Here is a 16,799-nt window from a genome sequence, read left to right as displayed (position 1 = left end):
ATCGCACCAGTCAGGACGGGACGTAGTCCATGGTGTCGGGGTGCCCGCCGATGCGGCCCTCGTCGCCCTGGTCCAGAGCGGTGATCATGGCCAGGTCCTCCCCGGTCAGCTCGAAGTCGAACAGCGCGAAGTTCTCCTCCATGCGCGAGGGGGTCACCGACTTGGGGAAGACGATGTCGCCGCGCTCGATGTGCCAGCGCAGGACCACCTGGGCCGGCGACTTGCCGACGCGCTGGGCGACGTCGGTGATGGTGGGGTCGTCCAGCACCTTGCCCTGGGCGATGGGCGACCACGCCTCGACACCGATCTGGTGCTCGCCGCAGTAGGTGCGCACGGCCTCGTTGCCGAAGTACGGGTGCACCTCGATCTGGTTGACCGCCGGGACCACGGTGGTCTCGGCCGCCAGCCGCTGCAGGTGGGGGACCTGGAAGTTCGAGACGCCGATCGAGAGCAGCTTGCCGTCGGCGCGCGCCTCCTCGAGCACCTTCCACGTCGAGACGAAGTCGCCGCCGTACAGCGTCGGCAGCGGCCAGTGGATGAGGTACAGGTCGATGGGGCCGCCGAGCTTGGCGACCGAGGAGTCGATCGCGGCGCGGGCGGCGTCCGGTTCGTGGGCCCCGTTGTTGAGCTTGCTGGTGATCCAGACGTCCTCGCGGGCGACCCCGGAGGCCTTCAGCCCGTCGAGGACCTCGGCCTCGTTGCCGTACATCTGCGCCGTGTCGATGTGCCGGTAGCCGAGGTCGAGGGCCTTGCGCACCGCGTCGGCGGTCTCGGCCGGGTCGATCTGGAAGACCCCGAAGCCCAGCTGGGGGATCTCGCGTCCGTCGTTGAGGAGGATGGTGGGAACAGTCACGGGGGACACGCTGGTACGCCCCGGCGGCGTGCGCATCCGGAACCGGGGGTCTAGATTCCCTCGGGTGGGGCTCAAGACATTCCTGGAGGGCTGGCCGGTCTACCGCCAGCTGACCGGCGACGATCCGCTCGGTCGCGGTGCGGCGACGCAGTCGGCGCGCTCGAAGTCCCTGACGCCGCGCACCGCCACGGCCGACCGCGTCGCCAAGTCGGTCTGCCCGTACTGCGCCGTCGGCTGCGGCCAGCGCGTCTACGTCAAGGACGAGAAGGTCGTCCAGATCGAGGGCGACCCGGACTCGCCGCACTCGCGCGGCCGGCTGTGCCCCAAGGGCTCGGCCAGCGAGCAGCTCGTCAACGGCGACTCGCGCGCCACCAGGATCCGCTACCGCGCCCCGTACGCGACGGAGTGGACCGACCTCGACCTCGACACCGCGATGGACATGATCACCGACCGGGTGATCGACGCCCGCCGCCGCGGCTGGCAGGACAGCGACGCGCAGGGTCGCCGGCTGAACCGCACGATGGGGATCGCCAGCCTCGGTGGCGCCACGCTGGACAACGAGGAGAACTACCTCATCAAGAAGCTGTTCACCGCCATGGGCGCGATCCAGGTGGAGAACCAGGCGCGCATTTGACACTCCGCCACGGTGCCCGGTCTGGGTGCCTCGTTCGGTCGTGGTGGAGCCACCGGTGACCTGCAGGACCTGAGCAACGCCGACGTCATCGTCATCCAGGGCTCGAACATGGCCGAGTGCCACCCGGTCGGGTTCCAGTGGGTGATGGAGGCCAAGGCGCGCGGCGCGAAGGTCTTCCACATCGACCCGCGCTTCACCCGCACCAGTGCGCTCGCGGACACGTACGTCCCGATCCGCACCGGCACGGACATCGTCCTGCTCGGGGCGATCATCAACCGCGTCCTGACCCAGGAGCGGGACTTCCGCGAGTACGTCGTGGCGTACACCAACGCCTCGCACCTGGTCAGCGAGGACTTCCAGGACACCGAGGACCTCGACGGGCTGTTCTCCGGGTTCGACCACGAGACGCGCTCCTACGACACGTCCAGCTGGCAGTACGCGGGCACGGAACAGCAGGGTGACGAGGAGGAGGAGACCGCCGAGTCCAGCGACAGCGAGTCCGGCCACGCCCTCGGCTCCGGTGGCGCCGCGATAGAGCACCGGAACATCCAGCGGGACGAGACCCTGCAGGACCCGCGCTGCGTCTACCAGGTCCTCAAACGGCACTTCGCCCGCTACACCCCGGAGATGGTCGCCGAGGTGTGCGGCATCCCGGTCGACCTGTTCGACGAGCTCGCCGAGGCCTGGATCACCAACTCCGGCCGGGAGAAGACCGGTGCGCTGGTCTACAGCGTGGGCTGGACGCAGCGCGGCACGGGCGTGCAGTACATCCGCACCGGCGCGATCCTGCAGCTGCTGCTGGGGAACATGGGCCGCCCCGGCGGGGGCGTCATGGCCCTGCGTGGGCACGCCTCGATCCAGGGCTCCACGGACATCCCGACGCTGTACAACCTGCTGCCCGGGTACCTGCAGATGCCGCACGCCGAACGGCACCCGAACCTCGCGGGGTACATCGACGCCATCAAGGGCACCAACCAGAAGGGTTTCTGGGCCAACGCCGACGCGTACACCGTCAGCCTGCTCAAGGCCTACTTCGGCGAGAACGCCACGGCGGAGAACGACTACCTGTTCGACGACCTGCCCAAGATCACCGGTGACCACGGCACCTACAGCCAGGTCATGGACATGATCGAGGGCGGGAAGATCTTCGGGTACTTCCTGCTGGGGCAGAACCCCGCCGTCGGCTCGGCCAACGGCCGCGCGCAGCGGCTGGGGATGGCCAACCTCGACTGGCTCGTCGTGCGCGACCTGGTGATGATCGAGAGCGCGACGTTCTGGAAGGACGCGCCCGAGGTCGAGACCGGCGAGATCGTCCCCGAGCAGTGCCGCACCGAGGTGTTCTTCCTGCCCGCCGCCTCCCACGTGGAGAAGGAGGGCACGTTCACCCAGACCCAGCGGTTGCTGCAGTGGCGCGAGAAGGCGGTCAGCCCGCCGGGCGACGCCACCAGCGAGTTGTGGTTCTTCTACCACCTGGGCCGCCGGATGCGGGAGAAGCTGGCGGGCTCCACCGATCCCCGTGACCAGCTGCTGCTGAAGCTGGCCTGGGACTACCCGCTGCACGGCGAGGAGCAGGAACCGTCCTCCGAGGACGTGCTCAAGGAGATCAACGGCTACGACCAGGGCACCGGGGAACTGCTGCCCGGGTACACGGCGCTGAAGGCGGACGGGTCCACCTCCAGCGGCTGCTGGATCTACTCCGGCGTCTACGCCGACGGCGTGAACCAGGCCGCGCGGCGCAAACCCGGCCGTGAGCAGTCGCTGCACGCCCCCGAGTGGGGCTGGGCGTGGCCGATGAACCGGCGCATGCTCTACAACCGGGCCTCGGCCGACCCCGACGGCAGGCCGTGGAGCGAGCGCAAGGCGCTCGTGTGGTGGGACGAGGACGCCCAGCGCTGGGTCGGCGACGACATCGCCGACTTCGAGGCGACCAAACCCCCGTCGTACCGTCCTCCGGAGGGGGCGACGGGCGTCGAGGCCATCGCCGGCGACGACCCGTTCATCATGCAGAGCGACGGCAAGGGCTGGCTGTACGCGCCCAAGGGCGTCGTCGACGGCCCGCTGCCGGCGCACTACGAACCGGCCGAGTCGCCGTTCCGCAACGCCGTCTACACCCAGCAGGCCAACCCGGCCCGGGAGATCTACACCAACCACCTCAACGAGGTCCATCCCTCGCCGCCGGAACTGGGCAGCCAGGTGTTCCCGTTCGTGTGGCTCACCTCCCGGCTGACCGAGCACCACACCGCCGGCGGCATGAGCCGTTACCTGCCCTACCTCGCCGAACTCCAGCCGGCCCTGTTCATGGAGGTCTCTCCGGAACTGGCGCGGCTGCGGGGGCTGGAACACCTGGGGTGGGCGCACGTGGTGACGGCCCGCGCCGTCGTCGAGGCACGGGTGCTCGTGACGGACCGGCTCACGCCGCTGAAGGTCCAGAACCAGCTGGTCCACCAGATCTGGCTGCCCTACCACTGGGGACAGGGCGGCCTGACCACGGGAGACGTCGTCAACGACCTCATGCACCTCACGCTGGACCCGAACGTGCACATCCAGGAGTTCAAGGCCGGGACGTGCGACGTGCTGCCGGGCCGTCGGCCGAGGGGCGAGGCGGTGCTGGAACTGATCGACGAGTACCGGCACCGGGGTGGCGTCACGATGACCTCCGGGTCGGTGGCCGTCACCGCCGACCTCATCGCTCGCGGTGGCCGGGGGCTCGCCGACCTCGCCGAGGGCGGTGCGACCCAGGTGGGCGCGGGGCACCAGACCGACCTGCTCGAGAAGGTCGTCGGTGTCCGGCACGACACGCGGTCGCGCCCCGGTGATCCGCAGCAGCACGGTGTGGATCCGGCGGTGATCGACGCGCACCCCGCGGAGGGGCTGGACGAGGAAGGGGGCCGCTAGTGGCCGCGCTGGAGAACCTGTCGAGCAGCTTGTACGGGCGGCTGGACGACCCGGCGCGCGACGCCGGGTACGCCGACCCGCCACCGCGCAAGGGGTTCTTCACCGACACCTCGGTCTGCATCGGCTGCAAGGCGTGCGAGGTGGCCTGCAAGGAGTGGAACGCCGTCCCCGAGGACGGCATCGACCTGCTGGGGATGTCCTACGACAACACCGGCGGGCTGGGTGCCGACTCCTGGCGGGCGGTGGCGTTCATCGAGCAGTCCCGGCCCGTGGGGAACCAGACCTCGCCCTTCGCCGGTGCGGCGACGGGACCGTCCTCCGAGCAGCTGCAGCAGGACGCCGTGGCCGCCGGGTTCGACGCCTTCGCCGAGGCCGAGCGCCTCGGTACCGCGGTGGCTGGAGGGCACCCCCTGGCCGAGCGGGCGCACGAGAACCGTGCGGGCGGAGGCTGCGGTGGAGGGTGCGGCGGCGGCTCGGCCTCCGCGGCGCCCGCGAGCCCCGCGCCCGCGGCCGAAGGACCTGGCGGTCAGTTCCTCGGGATGCCGGGGATGCTCGCTCCCGCGCCCCTGCCCGACCGCGACGGCCGCTCGGACGTGCGGTGGCTGATGATGTCCAACGTCTGCAAGCACTGCACGCACGCCGCCTGCCTCGACGTCTGCCCGACGGGCGCGCTGTTCCGCACCGAGTTCGGCACCGTCGTCGTCCAGGAGGACGTCTGCAACGGGTGCGGGTACTGCGTGTCGGCCTGCCCGTACGGCGTCATCGACAAGCGGGAGGTCGACGGCCGGGCCTGGAAGTGCACGCTGTGCTACGACCGCCTCGGCGACGACCAGACCCCGGCGTGCGCCAAGGCGTGCCCCACGGAGTCCATCCAGTACGGCGACCTCGACGAGCTGCGGGAACGCGCCGAGCGGCGCAGGCAGCAGCTGCACGACGTCGGTGTGACCGAGGCGCGGCTGTACGGCGAGAACCCCGAGGACGGCGTCGGCGGCGACGGGGCGTTCTTCCTGCTGCTCGACGAACCCGAGGTCTACGGCCTGCCGCCGGACCCGGTCGTCACCACGCGCGACCTGCCCTCGATGTACAAGCACATGGTGGCGGCTGCGGGGTTCATGGTCCTGGGTGCCGTCGCGGCCGCGGTGGGGCGACGGTGAACGCGCCGAAACCGTCGCAACAGACCCCGCACCAGCCGGGGCAACCCGGTTTCGAGCACGTTCCGGGCACCGATCCCGTCGGCGGCCAGGCGGCGCGGATGTGGGACGCCGGCATGGGGCGCCGCGAGAAGAAGGGCCGCAGACGCGGCGACGTCAACGCCGTGGTCCCCGAGGCCGAGTTCCGGTCCTACTACGGGCGGGCCGTGCTCAAACCCCCGGTGTGGACGCACGAGATCGCCTACTACCTGTTCACCGGTGGGCTCGCGGCGGGTTCGTCCATGCTGGCCGCGGTCGCCGACGTGCGCGGGGACGTGGCCGCGCGCCGGGGGTTGCGCCTGACTTCGCTGGGCGCGGTGGGCGCCAGCGCGTACTTCCTCATCGCCGACCTCGGCCGGCCCGAGCGGTTCTACAACATGCTGCGCGTGGCCAAGGTGACCTCGCCGATGTCGGTCGGGACGTGGATCCTGTCCGCGTTCGGGCCGCTGTCCGGGGTCGCGGCGGTGCTCGAGGCCGCTGACCTGCTGCCGCGCCGCGGGGTGTGGGGGCTCGCGCGGCGTCTCGCCCGCCCGGTGGCGTCCGCGGCGGGGGTGGGTGCGGCCCTGACCGCCCCGCTGCTCGCGACGTACACGGCGGTGCTGTTCGCCGACACGGCCGTTCCCAGCTGGCACGAGCCCTACCGGGAGCTGCCGTTCGTGTTCGGCGGCAGCGCACTGGCGGCGAGCGCCGGCGCGGCCCTGGTGCTGGCGCCGGTGTCCCAGACCGGTCCCGCCTCGCGCCTGGCGGCGATCGGTGCCACCGTGGAACTCGCTGCCGCGCACCGGATGGAGACCACGCACGGGCTGGTCAGCGAACCGTTCCACCTCGGGCGGCCGGGGAAGTTTCTCAAGGCCGCTCGCGCCCTCACCGCGGTCGGAGCCCTCGGTGCGGTGCTGGGGCGCCGGTCCCGGGTGGTGTCGGCCGCCGCGGGGGCGAGCCTGCTCGCGGGTTCGTTCCTCACCCGCATGGCGGTCTTCGAGGCGGGAGTCGCCTCCACGAAGGATCCCAAGTACGTCGTGGTTCCCCAGCGGGAACGACTGGAGGCACGTCAGCGCGCCTCCTGAGAGCGAGGAGTGCGCCATGGCGTTCAAGACGCCGGACCAGATCGCCGTCGCGGCCGCCGCCGCGGGGGAGAAGAAGGCCCACCTGCCGGTGTCGAAGATGGTCGTCGGCGGTTTCCTCGCCGGCGCCTACATCGCCTTCGCCGGCCTGCTGGCCGTCGACGTCACCGCCGGGCTGGACCCGGCGATCTGGGGCGGGGTGACGACCCTGCTCACCGGCGCGGTCTTCAGCCTCGGGCTGGTGCTGGTCATCATCGCCGGGTCCGAACTGCTCACCGGGAACATGGCCCTGGTGCCGATCGCGTTGCTGCACCAGCGGGTCCGGTTCGGGCAGCTGGTGGCGAACTGGGCGGTCGTCCTGGTGGCCAACCTGCTCGGGGCGTTGTTCGTCGCCTACGTCCTGGCCGTGCAGACCGGGGTGATCGGGGAGGAGGGTTCGGCCACCTTCACCCGGCTGGCCGCCATCGCGACCGGCAAGGCCGTCACCGAGGACGAGCTGACGATCTTCCTGCGCGCCATCGGCTGCAACTGGCTGGTCTGCCTGGGGGTCTGGATGGCCATGGCGGCCGAGGACGTCGCCGGCAAGGTCCTGGCCATCTTCTTCCCCATCACCGCGTTCGTGGCCCTGGGGTTCGACCACGTCGTGGCGAACATGTTCTTCCTGCCCGCGGCGTACTGGGCCGGCGTGCCGGGCTTCGGGTGGGGCGACATCCTCAACAACTGGCTGTTCGCCTTCTGCGGGAACGTGATCGGCGGTGGCGTGTTCGTCGGGCTGGCGTACTGGTTCCTGTACCTGCGTGGCCGGGCCGCCGACTGACCTCCCCGGGCGGTCGGGGAAGCGCGCCGCCCGCCGACGGCGAACTGTGCTTGATCACGGAAGTGCTTGATCACGGTGGAGGGGTCGCCCGCCCGCCGTGATCAAGCACTCTCGTGATCGAACACTGTCGCGGGCACCCACCGTCGGGTCAGCGCACCACGAGGGTCGTGCCCTTCCGGGCGGGGACGAGCTCGCCGACGACGGGGTAGCCGGGGACCTCGCCGGCCACCAGCAGCCCACCGGAGGTCTGGGCGTCGGCGAGCAGGACCAGCTCGTCCTCGCCGAACCCGCCGGCGTCCAGGTGCGGGCGGACCCAGTCGAGGTTGCGGCGGCTGCCGCCGGGCACGAAACCCTCGGCCAGCGACCGGCGGGCCCCCTCGACGTACGGGACGGCGGCGGCGTCGACGACCGCGGTGACACCGCTGGCGCGGGCGACCTCGTGCAGGTGCCCGAGCAGCCCGAAGCCGGTGACGTCGGTGGCGCAGCGGGCACCGGCGGCCAGGGCGGCCGCCGAGGCGTCCCGGTTCAGGGTCGTCATGACGGCGATCGCCTCCTCGAAGACCTCACCGGTCTGCTTGTGGCGGTTGTTCAGCACCCCCAGGCCGAGCGGTTTGGTGAGGGTCAGGGGCAGCCCGGCCCTGGCCGCGTCGCCGCGCAGCAGCCGGGCCGGGTCGCCGATGCCCGTCACGGCCATGCCGTACTTGGGTTCGGGGTCGTCGATGCTGTGGCCGCCGCCGAGGTGGCAGCCGGCCGCGGCCGCCGCGTCGGCGCCGCCGCGCAGCACCTCACGGGCCAGCTCGCGCGGCAGGACGTCCCGGGGCCAGCCGAGCAGGTTGACCGCGACCAGCGGGGTGCCACCCATGGCGTAGACGTCGGACAGCGCGTTGGTGGCCGCGATCCGGCCGAAGGTGTAGGCGTCGTCGACGACGGGGGTGAAGAAGTCGGCCGTGGCGATGACGGCCTGCCCGCCCTGGATCCGGACCACGGCCGCGTCGTCGCCGACGCCGACGAGCAGGTCGTCCGCGGGCGGCGGGGTCAGGCCGGCGACCATCTCCTCCAGTTCGCCCGGGGGGATCTTGCAGGCGCAGCCACCGCCGTGGGCGTACTGGGTCAGTCTCACGCGGGTGACCCTATCCGGGACCCGTGTGGCAGGGTGGGCACCGCGTGAGAGGGAGGCGTACGGGTGCCTGGTGGCCCCCGCGGTCTTCAACACCGTCGTGACCGAGCACCTCGGTCAGGTGGGTTCGATTCCCATCCGCCTCCGCCACGCGCCGCCGACCGCCCGGGTGGGTAGGTTGCTGCCTCGTGCACCACGACTCCCGGCGGACCGTCCCGCGCACCGACGCCCTGCTGGCCGAGCCGCGGGTGGCGCAGGCCGTCGACGAGCGGGGACGCGAGGCCGTCAAGGACGTCGTGCGGGCCGTGCAGCAGCAGGTCCGGGAGGGGCGGCTGGCCCCCGAGGCCGCTGTCGAGGCCGTGCTGGCGGGATTGCCGCCGGCCGGGACGACGCTGCGCCGGGTCCTCAACGCCACCGGCGCGATCCTGCACACCAACCTGGGCCGGGCCCAGCTGGCGCCCGCGGCCGTGGACGCCCTCGTCACCGCAGCCGGCGCGACCGACGTCGAGATGGACCTGCGGACCGGACGACGCGCCCGGCGCGGGCGGGGCACGATGGCGGCGCTGCGCGCGGCGGTGCCCGCGGCCGGCGACGTCCACGTGGTCGGCAACGGCGCCGCGGCGCTGGTGCTGGTGGCCACCGCCCTGGCCGCCGGCAAGGAGATCGTCGTCAGCCGCGGCGAACTCGTCGAGATCGGTGACGGGTTCCGCCTGCCGGACCTGCTGAAGTCCACCGGCGCACGGCTGCGTGAGGTGGGCACGACGAACCGCACCTCGCCGGCGGACTACCGCGACGCGGTGTCGGAACGGACGGGGTTCATCCTCAAGGTGCACCCGTCGAACTTCGTCGTCTCCGGGTTCACCGCGGGCGTCGACCCGGGGGAGCTGACCGGGCTGGGGGTTCCCGTCGTCGTCGACATCGGGTCGGGGTTGCTGACGCCCGACCCGCTGCTGCCCGACGAACCGGACGCGACCTCGGTCCTGGCGACCGGGGCGGACCTCGTCACCGCCTCGGGGGACAAGCTCCTCGGGGGGCCGCAGGCGGGTCTGCTGCTGGGGTCGGCCGACCTCGTCGAGCGGTTGCGGCGCCACCCGCTGGCCCGGGCCCTGCGGGTCGACAAGTTCACGCTCGCCGCGCTCGAGGCGACGCTGCGCTCGGCGGCCAACCCGACGCGCGACGCCGTGCACGCCGACGTCGGGCAGCTGCGGTCGCGGTGCGCGGCGGTGGTGGAGGCGTTGCGCGGCGAGGGGGTCGACGCCCGCCTCGAGCCGTCGGTGGCCGTCGTCGGCGGCGGCGGGGCACCGGGGGTGGAGTTGCCGTCCTGGGTCGTGTCGCTGCCGCCGGGGCTCGTCGTGCCGTTGCGGACGGGGGAGCCCCCGGTCGCCGGGCGGGTCGAGGGCGGGCGGTTGCTGCTGGACCTGCGCACGGTCGCGCCCGAGGCCGACCGGGCGGTCCTGGACGCCGTGCGGAGGGCGTCCTGATGTTCGTCGTGGCGACCGCCGGGCACGTCGACCACGGGAAGTCCTCGCTGGTGCGGGCGCTGACCGGTCGCGACCCCGACCGGTACGCGGAGGAGAAGCGGCGCGGGCTGACCATCGACCTCGGCTACGCCTGGACGGAGCTGCCGGGGGTGGGGGCGGTCGCCTTCGTCGACGTGCCCGGCCACGAACGGTTCGTGCCGACGATGCTGGCCGGGGTGGGGCCGGTGCCGGTCGCGGTGTTCGTCGTGGCCGCCGACGGCGGGTGGATGCCGCAGTCGGCCGAGCACCTCGCGGCCCTGGACGCCCTCGGGGTCCGGCACGGGGTGCTCGTGGTGACGCGGGCCGACCTGGCCGACCCCGAACCGGCGCGCCGGGCCGCGCTGGCCGAACTGCGCGGGTCCTCGCTGGGGGACGTGCCGGCGGTCGCGTGCAGCGTCGTGACCGGGGCGGGGCTCGAGGACGTGCGCCGCGTCCTGGCCGACGTGCTGCGGTCCCTGCCGGCTCCCGACGCCGGCGCGCCCGTGCGGTTCTGGGTGGACCGCAGCTTCTCGGTGACCGGCGCCGGGACGGTCGTCACCGGAACCCTGCCGGCCGGCTCGATCGCGGTGGGCGACGAACTGGTGCTGGGCGAGCGGACGGTCCACGTCCGGGGCGTGCAGTCGCTGGAGCAGCCCGTCGAGCGCGCCGCCGCCGTGGCCCGGGTGGCGCTGAACCTGCGCGGTGTCGACCGGCGCGACGTGCGGCGCGGGGACGCGCTCCTGACGCCCGGCACGCACCTGCCCACCGACGTGGTGGACGTGCGGGTTCCCGGTGAGGTGCCGGCCGAACTGGTCGTCCACCTGGGCTCGGCGGCCGTCCCGGCGCGGGTGCGCCCGCTGGAGGGGGACCTCGTGAGGTTGCAGCTGCGCACCGCGCTGCCCCTGGTCGTGGGCGACCGGTTGCTGCTGCGCGACCCCGCCCGGCACGAGGTGCTGGGGGCCGCGGCCGTGCTGGACGTCGACCCCCCGCCGTTGCAGCGGCGGGGAGCGGCGCGCGCCCGGGCCGCCGAACTGGCCGACGTCACCGGTCCGGACCTGGCGGGGGAACTGCGGCGCCGCCGGCTGGTCCGCGGCCGGCGGCTGCGGGCGATGGGCGTTCCCGTCGCCGGGACACCGGTGGCCGGTGACTGGTACGCCGACCCCGACTTCTGGGCCGGACGCCGTGAGCAGCTGCGGACCGTCGTGCGGGCCTTCGCCGCCGCGAACCCGTTGCAGCCCGGCCCGTCCCTGGAGCAGACGCGCCGGCTGCTGGGCCTGCCCGACTTGGACCTGGTGACCGCGCTGGTCCAGGACCCGTTGCGGGTGCGCGAGGGCCGCGTGGTGGAGCGGACCGACGACCTGCCGCCGGCGGTGGAGAAGTCGGTGGCGGCGGTGCTGACCGACCTGGCGCGCGAGCCGTTCCTGGCCCCCGACGTGGAGCGGCTGCGGGACCTGCGGCTGGGCCGGTCGGAACTGGCCGCGGCCGTGCGGGCGGGCCGGCTGGAGCGGGTGGCGGAGGGGATCGTGCTCGCGCCGGGTTTCCGCGACCGTGCCGTCGAGGCGCTCTCGCGGGTGCCGCAACCGTTCTCGACGAGCGAGGCCCGCCGGGCGCTGGGAACCTCGCGGCGGGTCGCGGTGCCGCTGCTGGAGGCGCTGGACGCCGCGGGACGCACGGTGCGGGACGCCGACGACCGGCGCCGGCTCACGGGGCGCTGACGTGCGCGTCCTGGGGATGCTGTCGGGAACCTCCCACGACGGCATCGACCTGGCGGTGGTGGAGTTCTCCGTGGCCGGCCAGGTGTTGCAGGCGCGGCTGGGGGAGCACCGGACCGTGCCGTACTCCGACGAATTGCGCGCCGACCTCGTCGCCGCGTTGCCGCCCGGGCGGATCGGGATGGCCGAGGTGTGCGCGCTCGACGTCCGCACCGGGCAGGAGTTCGCCGCCGCGGCCGCCTCGGTGACCGAGGAGTTCGACCTGGTCTGCTCGCACGGGCAGACGGTGTTCCACTGGGTCCAGGACGGAGCGGTGCGCGGGACCCTGCAGATCGGCCAGCCCGCCTGGATCGCCGAGGCGACGGGGGTTCCCGTCGTCTCGGACCTGCGGACCGCCGACGTCGCCGCCGGCGGTCAGGGCGCGCCGCTGGTGCCGCTGCTGGACCGGATGCTGCTGGCGCCGTTCGTCGCCGACGGCCGGCCCGCGGCCGCGCTGAACCTGGGCGGCATCGCCAACGTCACCGTGTGCGTACCGGGCCGGCCGGTCAGGGCGTGGGACACCGGGCCCGCCAACGCCCTGCTGGACGCGGCGGCCGGTGGCCTGGACCGCGACGGGGAGCTGGCGGCCGCGGGAACCGTCGACCGCGGCCTGCTCGCCGAACTGCTCCGGGAGCCGTTCTACGCGCTCGACCCGCCCAAGAGCACGGGCAAGGAACTGTTCACCGCCGGCTACGTGCAGCAGTTCCTGACGCGGGACGTCAGCCGCCCCGACCTGCTGGCCACGCTCACGGCGCTGACCGCCCGCACGGTCGGTGACGCCCTGCGGGGGGTGGACGTCGTGGTCGCCTCCGGCGGCGGGCTGCACAACCCCACGCTCGTGCGCGCGCTGGCCCAGGAGCTGGGCGAGACGGAACTCCTGACCTCCGACGCCCTCGGGTGCCCCGGCGACGTCAAGGAGGCGGTCGCGTTCGCCCTGCTGGGTTTCGCCCACGTCGCAGGGCTGCCGGGCAACGTGCCCGGTTGCACCGGGGCGCGCGGGGAACGGGTCCTGGGACGACTGGCCCCGGGCCGGCGGGGGGTGCCCACCGTCCCGGGCCTTCCGTCGTGGCCGGCGCGGCTGGAGTTCGTCAGCCCAGCGGGATGACGCCCGTCGCCACCGCGGCCACCAGCATCACCAGCGAGACCACGACGGCCCGCCAGATGACCTTGCGGTGGTGGTCGGCGAGGTCGACCCGGGCCAGCGAGACCAGCAGCAGCATCGCCGGCACCAGCGGGGAGGTGAAGTGCACGGGCTGGCCCACGATCGAGGCCCGCGCCATCTCCACGCCGGAGATGCCGTACTCGGCGGCGGCCTGCGACAGGATCGGCAGGACGCCGAAGTAGAAACCGTCGTTGGACAGGAAGAACGTCAGCGGCATCGACAGCACCCCGGTGATGACGGCCAGGTGCGGACCCCACGCCTGCGGCACCACGTCCACCAGCCAGTTCGCCATCGCCGTGTCCATCCCCGTCGAGGACAGCACCGCCGTCAGCACGGCGGCCGCGAACACCATCGACACGACGGCGACGATGCTCGAGGAGTGCTCCTTGATCCGCTCGACCTGTTCGGCCGGTTTCGGGAAGTTCACCAGCAGCGCGATCGCGGCGGCCACCATGAACAGGAACGGCAACGGCATGACGTCCAGGCCCAGCAGCACCAGCAGGGCGGCGGTCAGGGTCCCGTTGAACCAGATCAGCTTCGGGCGCAGGGTGGGACGGCCCGGGTCCAGGGCGCCGCCGGGGGTTTCCCCGCCGGTCGCGCCGGCGCTGGCGCCGGAGGTGCGGCGCGTCCTGCCACCACCACCGGCCAGCACGAGTTCACGGGTCTCGACGGTCTGCACGACCTGCACGACCTGCACGGTCTCCAGGGTGTCCAGGGACAGTTCCCGGCCGGCGCGCTGCAGGCGGCGCTTCTCCGACAGGCCCAGGGTCCAGGCCATGACGACGACCGCGGCCATCCCGGCCAGCATGCTCGGCACCATCGGGTTGAACAGTTCCGACGGGGAGACGCCCAGCGCGGTGGCGGCGCGGACCGTCGGCCCGCCCCACGGAATGATGTTCATGACGCCCGCGGACAGGTTCGCCACGACGGTCAGCACGACCGGGGACAACCCCAGCCGCAGGTACAGCGGCAGCATGGCCGACACCGTGATGATGAAGGTCGTCGACCCGTCCCCGTCGAGGGAGACGATCGCGGCCAGCACCGCCGAGCCGACGACCACGCGGACCGGGGAGTTCCCGCAGATGCGCAGGATGAGCCGGATGAGCGGGTCGAACAACCCCACGTCGATCATCAGCCCGAAGTAGACGATCGCGAAGAACAGCAGCGCCGCGGTGGGGGCGAACTGGCCGACCTGGTCCATGACGGCGTCCCCCAGACCGGTGCCGGTTCCGGCCAGGACCGCGAAGACGAGCGGGACGAGGATCAGGGCGACGACAGGGGTGAGCCGCTTGGTCATGATGAGGGTCATGAACGCCGCGACCATGGTGAAACCGAGGGCGACAAGCATCGTTGCTCCGTGTTCTCCGTGGGTTCTCCGTCGAACTGGTGACCTGGCTCACGTTAGGCAGGCTGCGGCCCCGGCGGCGGGTTGCGCGCACTGAGCGCGGCAGTGGGCGTTCCGCGCCTTGTGCGCGTTGTGCTCACCGGCCTGCGACGGGTTACGGTGCGGACGTGGACCCGAGGAGGTGGCCGTTCAGCCGGCAGGTGCTGGCCGTGCTGCTGCTGCTGGTCGCCGTCGTGCTGGCCGTCGGGTGCGGCGGCTCCCTGTACCTGCTGCACGCCCAGGCGGTGGCCGAGTCCCGCGCCCGCAGCCTCGACGTCGCCCGCACCCTCGCCGAGGACGACGCGGTCCGCGCCGCGGTGACGGCCGCCAGCGACGCCCCACCCGCCGACGCCCCCACGCTGGCCGCCGGGCTCGTGCAGGCCGAGGCCGAGGACGTCCGCGGGCGCACCGGGGCGTTGTTCGTCGTCGTCACCGACGACCGCGGGCTGCGGCTGGCGCACCCCAACCCCGAGGCGCTCGGGCAGCGGGTCAGCACCGACCCCACCCAGGCCCTGGCCGGCCGGGAGGTCGTGGAGGACGAGACCGGCACGCTGGGAGCCTCGGCGCGGGCCAAGGTGCCCGTCTTCGCGCTCGGGTCCTCCCGGGTGGTGGGGGAGGTGAGCGTCGGGATCGGCGCGGCCGCCGTCGCCGACCGCGCCCGGGACGCGTTGTGGCCGGCCCTCGCGGTGGCCGCCGGCGCCCTCGTCGTCGGCCTGGCCGGCGCCGCGGTCCTGGCCCGCCGGTTGCGGCGGCTGACCCTGGGCCTGCAGCCCGAGGAGCTCGGCGGCATCCTGCAGGCCCACGACGCCGTCCTGCACGGCATCGCCGAGGGCGTCGTCTCCCTCGGGCCGGACGGACGGGTCGTCCTGGCCAACGGCGAGGCCGTCCGGCTCCTGTCGCAACCGGTGCCCTCCGGGGCGGGGCTGCAGGAACTGCCGGCGGCGGTCCAGCAGGTCGTCCGGGAACCACCCGCGGTGCCGGCGCTCGCCGTCGTCGGCGACCGCGCGCTGCTGCTGTCGGCGCGGCGGGTGGACCGCGACGGCCGGTTGCTGGGGCACGTCGTCACGGTGCACGACCGCACCGACGTGGAACTGCTGACCCGCCAGCTCGACGCCGTGCAGGCCGTCGGGCAGGTGCTGCGCGCCCAGCGGCACGAGTTCGCCAACCGGCTGCACCTGGTGTCCGGGCTGCTGGAGACCGGCCGGCCCGACGAGGCCGGGAACTACGTCCGCACGCTGCTGGCCACCGGCCCGCTGGGCACCCGGGTGGAGGGGCTGGACGCCGTCGCCGACCCGTACCTGCAGGCGTTCGTGGCGGCCAAGGCCGCCCACGCCCGGGAACGGCAGGTGTCGCTGGTGCTCGGCGAGGTGTCCGTCGCCGGCCGCGTCGCCGACCCGGTCGACGTCACCACCGTGCTGGGCAACCTCGTCGACAACGCCGTCGCGGCCGCCGTCGGCAGTTCCGCGGCCAGCGTCGAGGTCGACCTGGTGCAGGAAGGGGCCGACCTGGTCCTGGCCGTCGCCGACTCCGGCCCGGGGGTTCCCCAGGCGTTGCGCGACAGCGTGTTCGAGACCGGCGTCACCACCCGAGACGACGGCCACGGCATCGGCCTGGGCCTGGTGCGCCAGGTCGCGCGCTCCCGCGGTGGCGATGCCTGGCTGGCGCCGTCGAACCCCGGGTCGGGCGCGGTGTTCGTGGCGCGGCTGCCCGGGGCGCTGACGCCCGTCCACGAACTGGAGGTCCCCTGATGCCCACGGTCCTGGTCGTCGACGACGACTTCCGCGTCGCCTCCCTGCACGCCGGCTACGTCGAGGCCGTCGCGGGTTTCTCGGTGGCCGGGACGGCGGGAACGCTGGCCCAGGCCCGGCTGGCGGTCTCGCGCTGCCGGGAGGCGGGCGAGCCGGTCGACCTGGCCCTGCTCGACGTCTACCTGCCCGACGGCTCGGGGCTGGAACTGCTCGGCGAGTGCGACGCCTTCGTCGTGACCGCCGCGGGGGAACCGGAGACGTTCCGGCGCGCGGTCCGTTCCGGAGCCCTGGGGTACCTGGTCAAACCGTTCGGTGAGGCGCTGCTGCACACCCGGCTGCGGGCCTACGCCCGGTACCGGCGGGTGCTGGCCACGGCCGCCGAGCACGGCCAGCCGCTGGACCAGGACCTGGCCGACGCGGCGTTCCGGGCCCTGCACGCCGACTCCTCCGGCGTCCGCGGCGCCAGCGCGGCCGCCGGCGCCACCCGCGACCTGGTGCTGCGGGCGCTGGCCGAGGCGGCCGAACCGCTGTCGGCCGCCGAGGTCGCCGCCGCCACCGGGATCTCCCGGGCCACCGCGCAGCGCCACCTGGCCGCCCTGGACGGGGAGGGGCGGCTGGCGCTGCGGCTGCGGTACGGCGCGACCGGGCGGCCCGAGCAGCGGTACGCGCCGCTGTCGACGTCCTGAGG

At 73.5% G+C, this 16,799-nt stretch carries 11 protein-coding genes, 1 tRNA gene and 1 pseudogene; 10 read left to right on the top strand and 3 right to left on the bottom strand.

All coding sequences use genetic code 11. The annotated features are described in order from the left end of the window. Nucleotides 1-10 precede the first annotated feature (10 nt). On the bottom strand, nucleotides 11-889 hold the full coding sequence (locus tag ACRYR2_RS06610) for an aldo/keto reductase (protein WP_432562043.1): 879 nt from the start codon (nucleotides 887-889) through the stop codon (nucleotides 11-13). A 28-nt stretch (nucleotides 890-917) separates the two neighbouring features. On the opposite strand from ACRYR2_RS06610, the pseudogene fdh reads away from it, so the two are divergent. The 4 genes and pseudogenes from fdh to ACRYR2_RS06590 all read left to right on the top strand — a co-directional run. Continuing rightward, nucleotides 918-4,163: pseudogene (fdh, locus tag ACRYR2_RS06605) on the top strand (formate dehydrogenase); the annotation flags it as partial. Between the two features lie 218 nt (nucleotides 4,164-4,381). Then, nucleotides 4,382-5,536: a 4Fe-4S dicluster domain-containing protein gene (locus tag ACRYR2_RS06600; protein ID WP_432562042.1), complete on the top strand. Its 1,155-nt coding sequence runs from the start codon at nucleotides 4,382-4,384 to the stop codon at nucleotides 5,534-5,536. Nucleotides 5,537-5,634: 98 nt separating this feature from the next. Beyond that, entirely contained in the window at nucleotides 5,635-6,636 is a 1,002-nt protein-coding gene (gene nrfD / locus ACRYR2_RS06595; RefSeq protein WP_432562203.1) for an NrfD/PsrC family molybdoenzyme membrane anchor subunit, read from the top strand. Nucleotides 6,637-6,652: 16 nt separating this feature from the next. Then, a complete protein-coding gene (locus ACRYR2_RS06590; protein ID WP_432562041.1) occupies nucleotides 6,653-7,450 on the top strand; it encodes a formate/nitrite transporter family protein in 798 nt (265 codons plus the stop codon). A gap of 148 nt (nucleotides 7,451-7,598) precedes the next feature. Here the strand turns inward: ACRYR2_RS06590 and selD are convergent, their stop codons facing one another. Further along, complete coding sequence (gene selD / locus ACRYR2_RS06585) at nucleotides 7,599-8,570, bottom strand: selenide, water dikinase SelD (protein ID WP_432562040.1); 972 nt, start codon at nucleotides 8,568-8,570, stop codon at nucleotides 7,599-7,601. Between the two features lie 51 nt (nucleotides 8,571-8,621). Here selD and ACRYR2_RS06580 point away from each other — a divergent pair. From ACRYR2_RS06580 to ACRYR2_RS06565, 4 genes are all read left to right on the top strand, one after another. After that, nucleotides 8,622-8,717 (top strand) — tRNA-Sec (locus tag ACRYR2_RS06580). A gap of 38 nt (nucleotides 8,718-8,755) precedes the next feature. After that, nucleotides 8,756-10,048 (top strand): L-seryl-tRNA(Sec) selenium transferase, encoded by a 1,293-nt coding sequence (gene selA, locus ACRYR2_RS06575; protein WP_432562039.1) that lies wholly within the window; start codon nucleotides 8,756-8,758, stop codon nucleotides 10,046-10,048. Then, nucleotides 10,048-11,781 carry a selenocysteine-specific translation elongation factor gene (gene selB, locus ACRYR2_RS06570; protein ID WP_432562038.1) on the top strand — a complete coding sequence of 578 codons (1,734 nt, stop codon included), beginning with the start codon at nucleotides 10,048-10,050 and terminating at the stop codon, nucleotides 11,779-11,781. The genes selA and selB overlap by 1 nt, the downstream gene beginning before the upstream one ends. Nucleotide 11,782: 1 nt before the next feature. Next, nucleotides 11,783-12,922, top strand: coding sequence for an anhydro-N-acetylmuramic acid kinase (locus tag ACRYR2_RS06565; protein ID WP_432562037.1), 1,140 nt, complete (start codon nucleotides 11,783-11,785; stop codon nucleotides 12,920-12,922). Here ACRYR2_RS06565 and ACRYR2_RS06560 read toward each other — a convergent pair. Then, nucleotides 12,906-14,327: a CitMHS family transporter gene (locus tag ACRYR2_RS06560; protein ID WP_432562036.1), complete on the bottom strand. Its 1,422-nt coding sequence runs from the start codon at nucleotides 14,325-14,327 to the stop codon at nucleotides 12,906-12,908. The genes ACRYR2_RS06565 and ACRYR2_RS06560 overlap by 17 nt on opposite strands. A gap of 164 nt (nucleotides 14,328-14,491) precedes the next feature. On the opposite strand from ACRYR2_RS06560, the gene ACRYR2_RS06555 reads away from it, so the two are divergent. Together ACRYR2_RS06555 and ACRYR2_RS06550 are read left to right on the top strand one after the other, a co-directional pair. After that, nucleotides 14,492-16,111, top strand: coding sequence for a sensor histidine kinase (locus ACRYR2_RS06555; RefSeq protein WP_432562035.1), 1,620 nt, complete (start codon nucleotides 14,492-14,494; stop codon nucleotides 16,109-16,111). Further along, nucleotides 16,111-16,797: a response regulator transcription factor gene (locus ACRYR2_RS06550; RefSeq protein WP_432562034.1), complete on the top strand. Its 687-nt coding sequence runs from the start codon at nucleotides 16,111-16,113 to the stop codon at nucleotides 16,795-16,797. Before ACRYR2_RS06555 ends, ACRYR2_RS06550 begins: the two co-directional genes overlap by 1 nt. The last annotated feature ends 2 nt before the right edge of the window (nucleotides 16,798-16,799 follow it).

The organism is Kineococcus deserti, assembly GCF_050871945.1.
Classification (GTDB): Bacteria; Actinomycetota; Actinomycetes; order Actinomycetales; family Kineococcaceae; genus Kineococcus.
The sequence above is the reverse complement of the archived record's forward strand: the minus strand, read 5'-3'. Positions and strand labels throughout refer to the sequence as shown.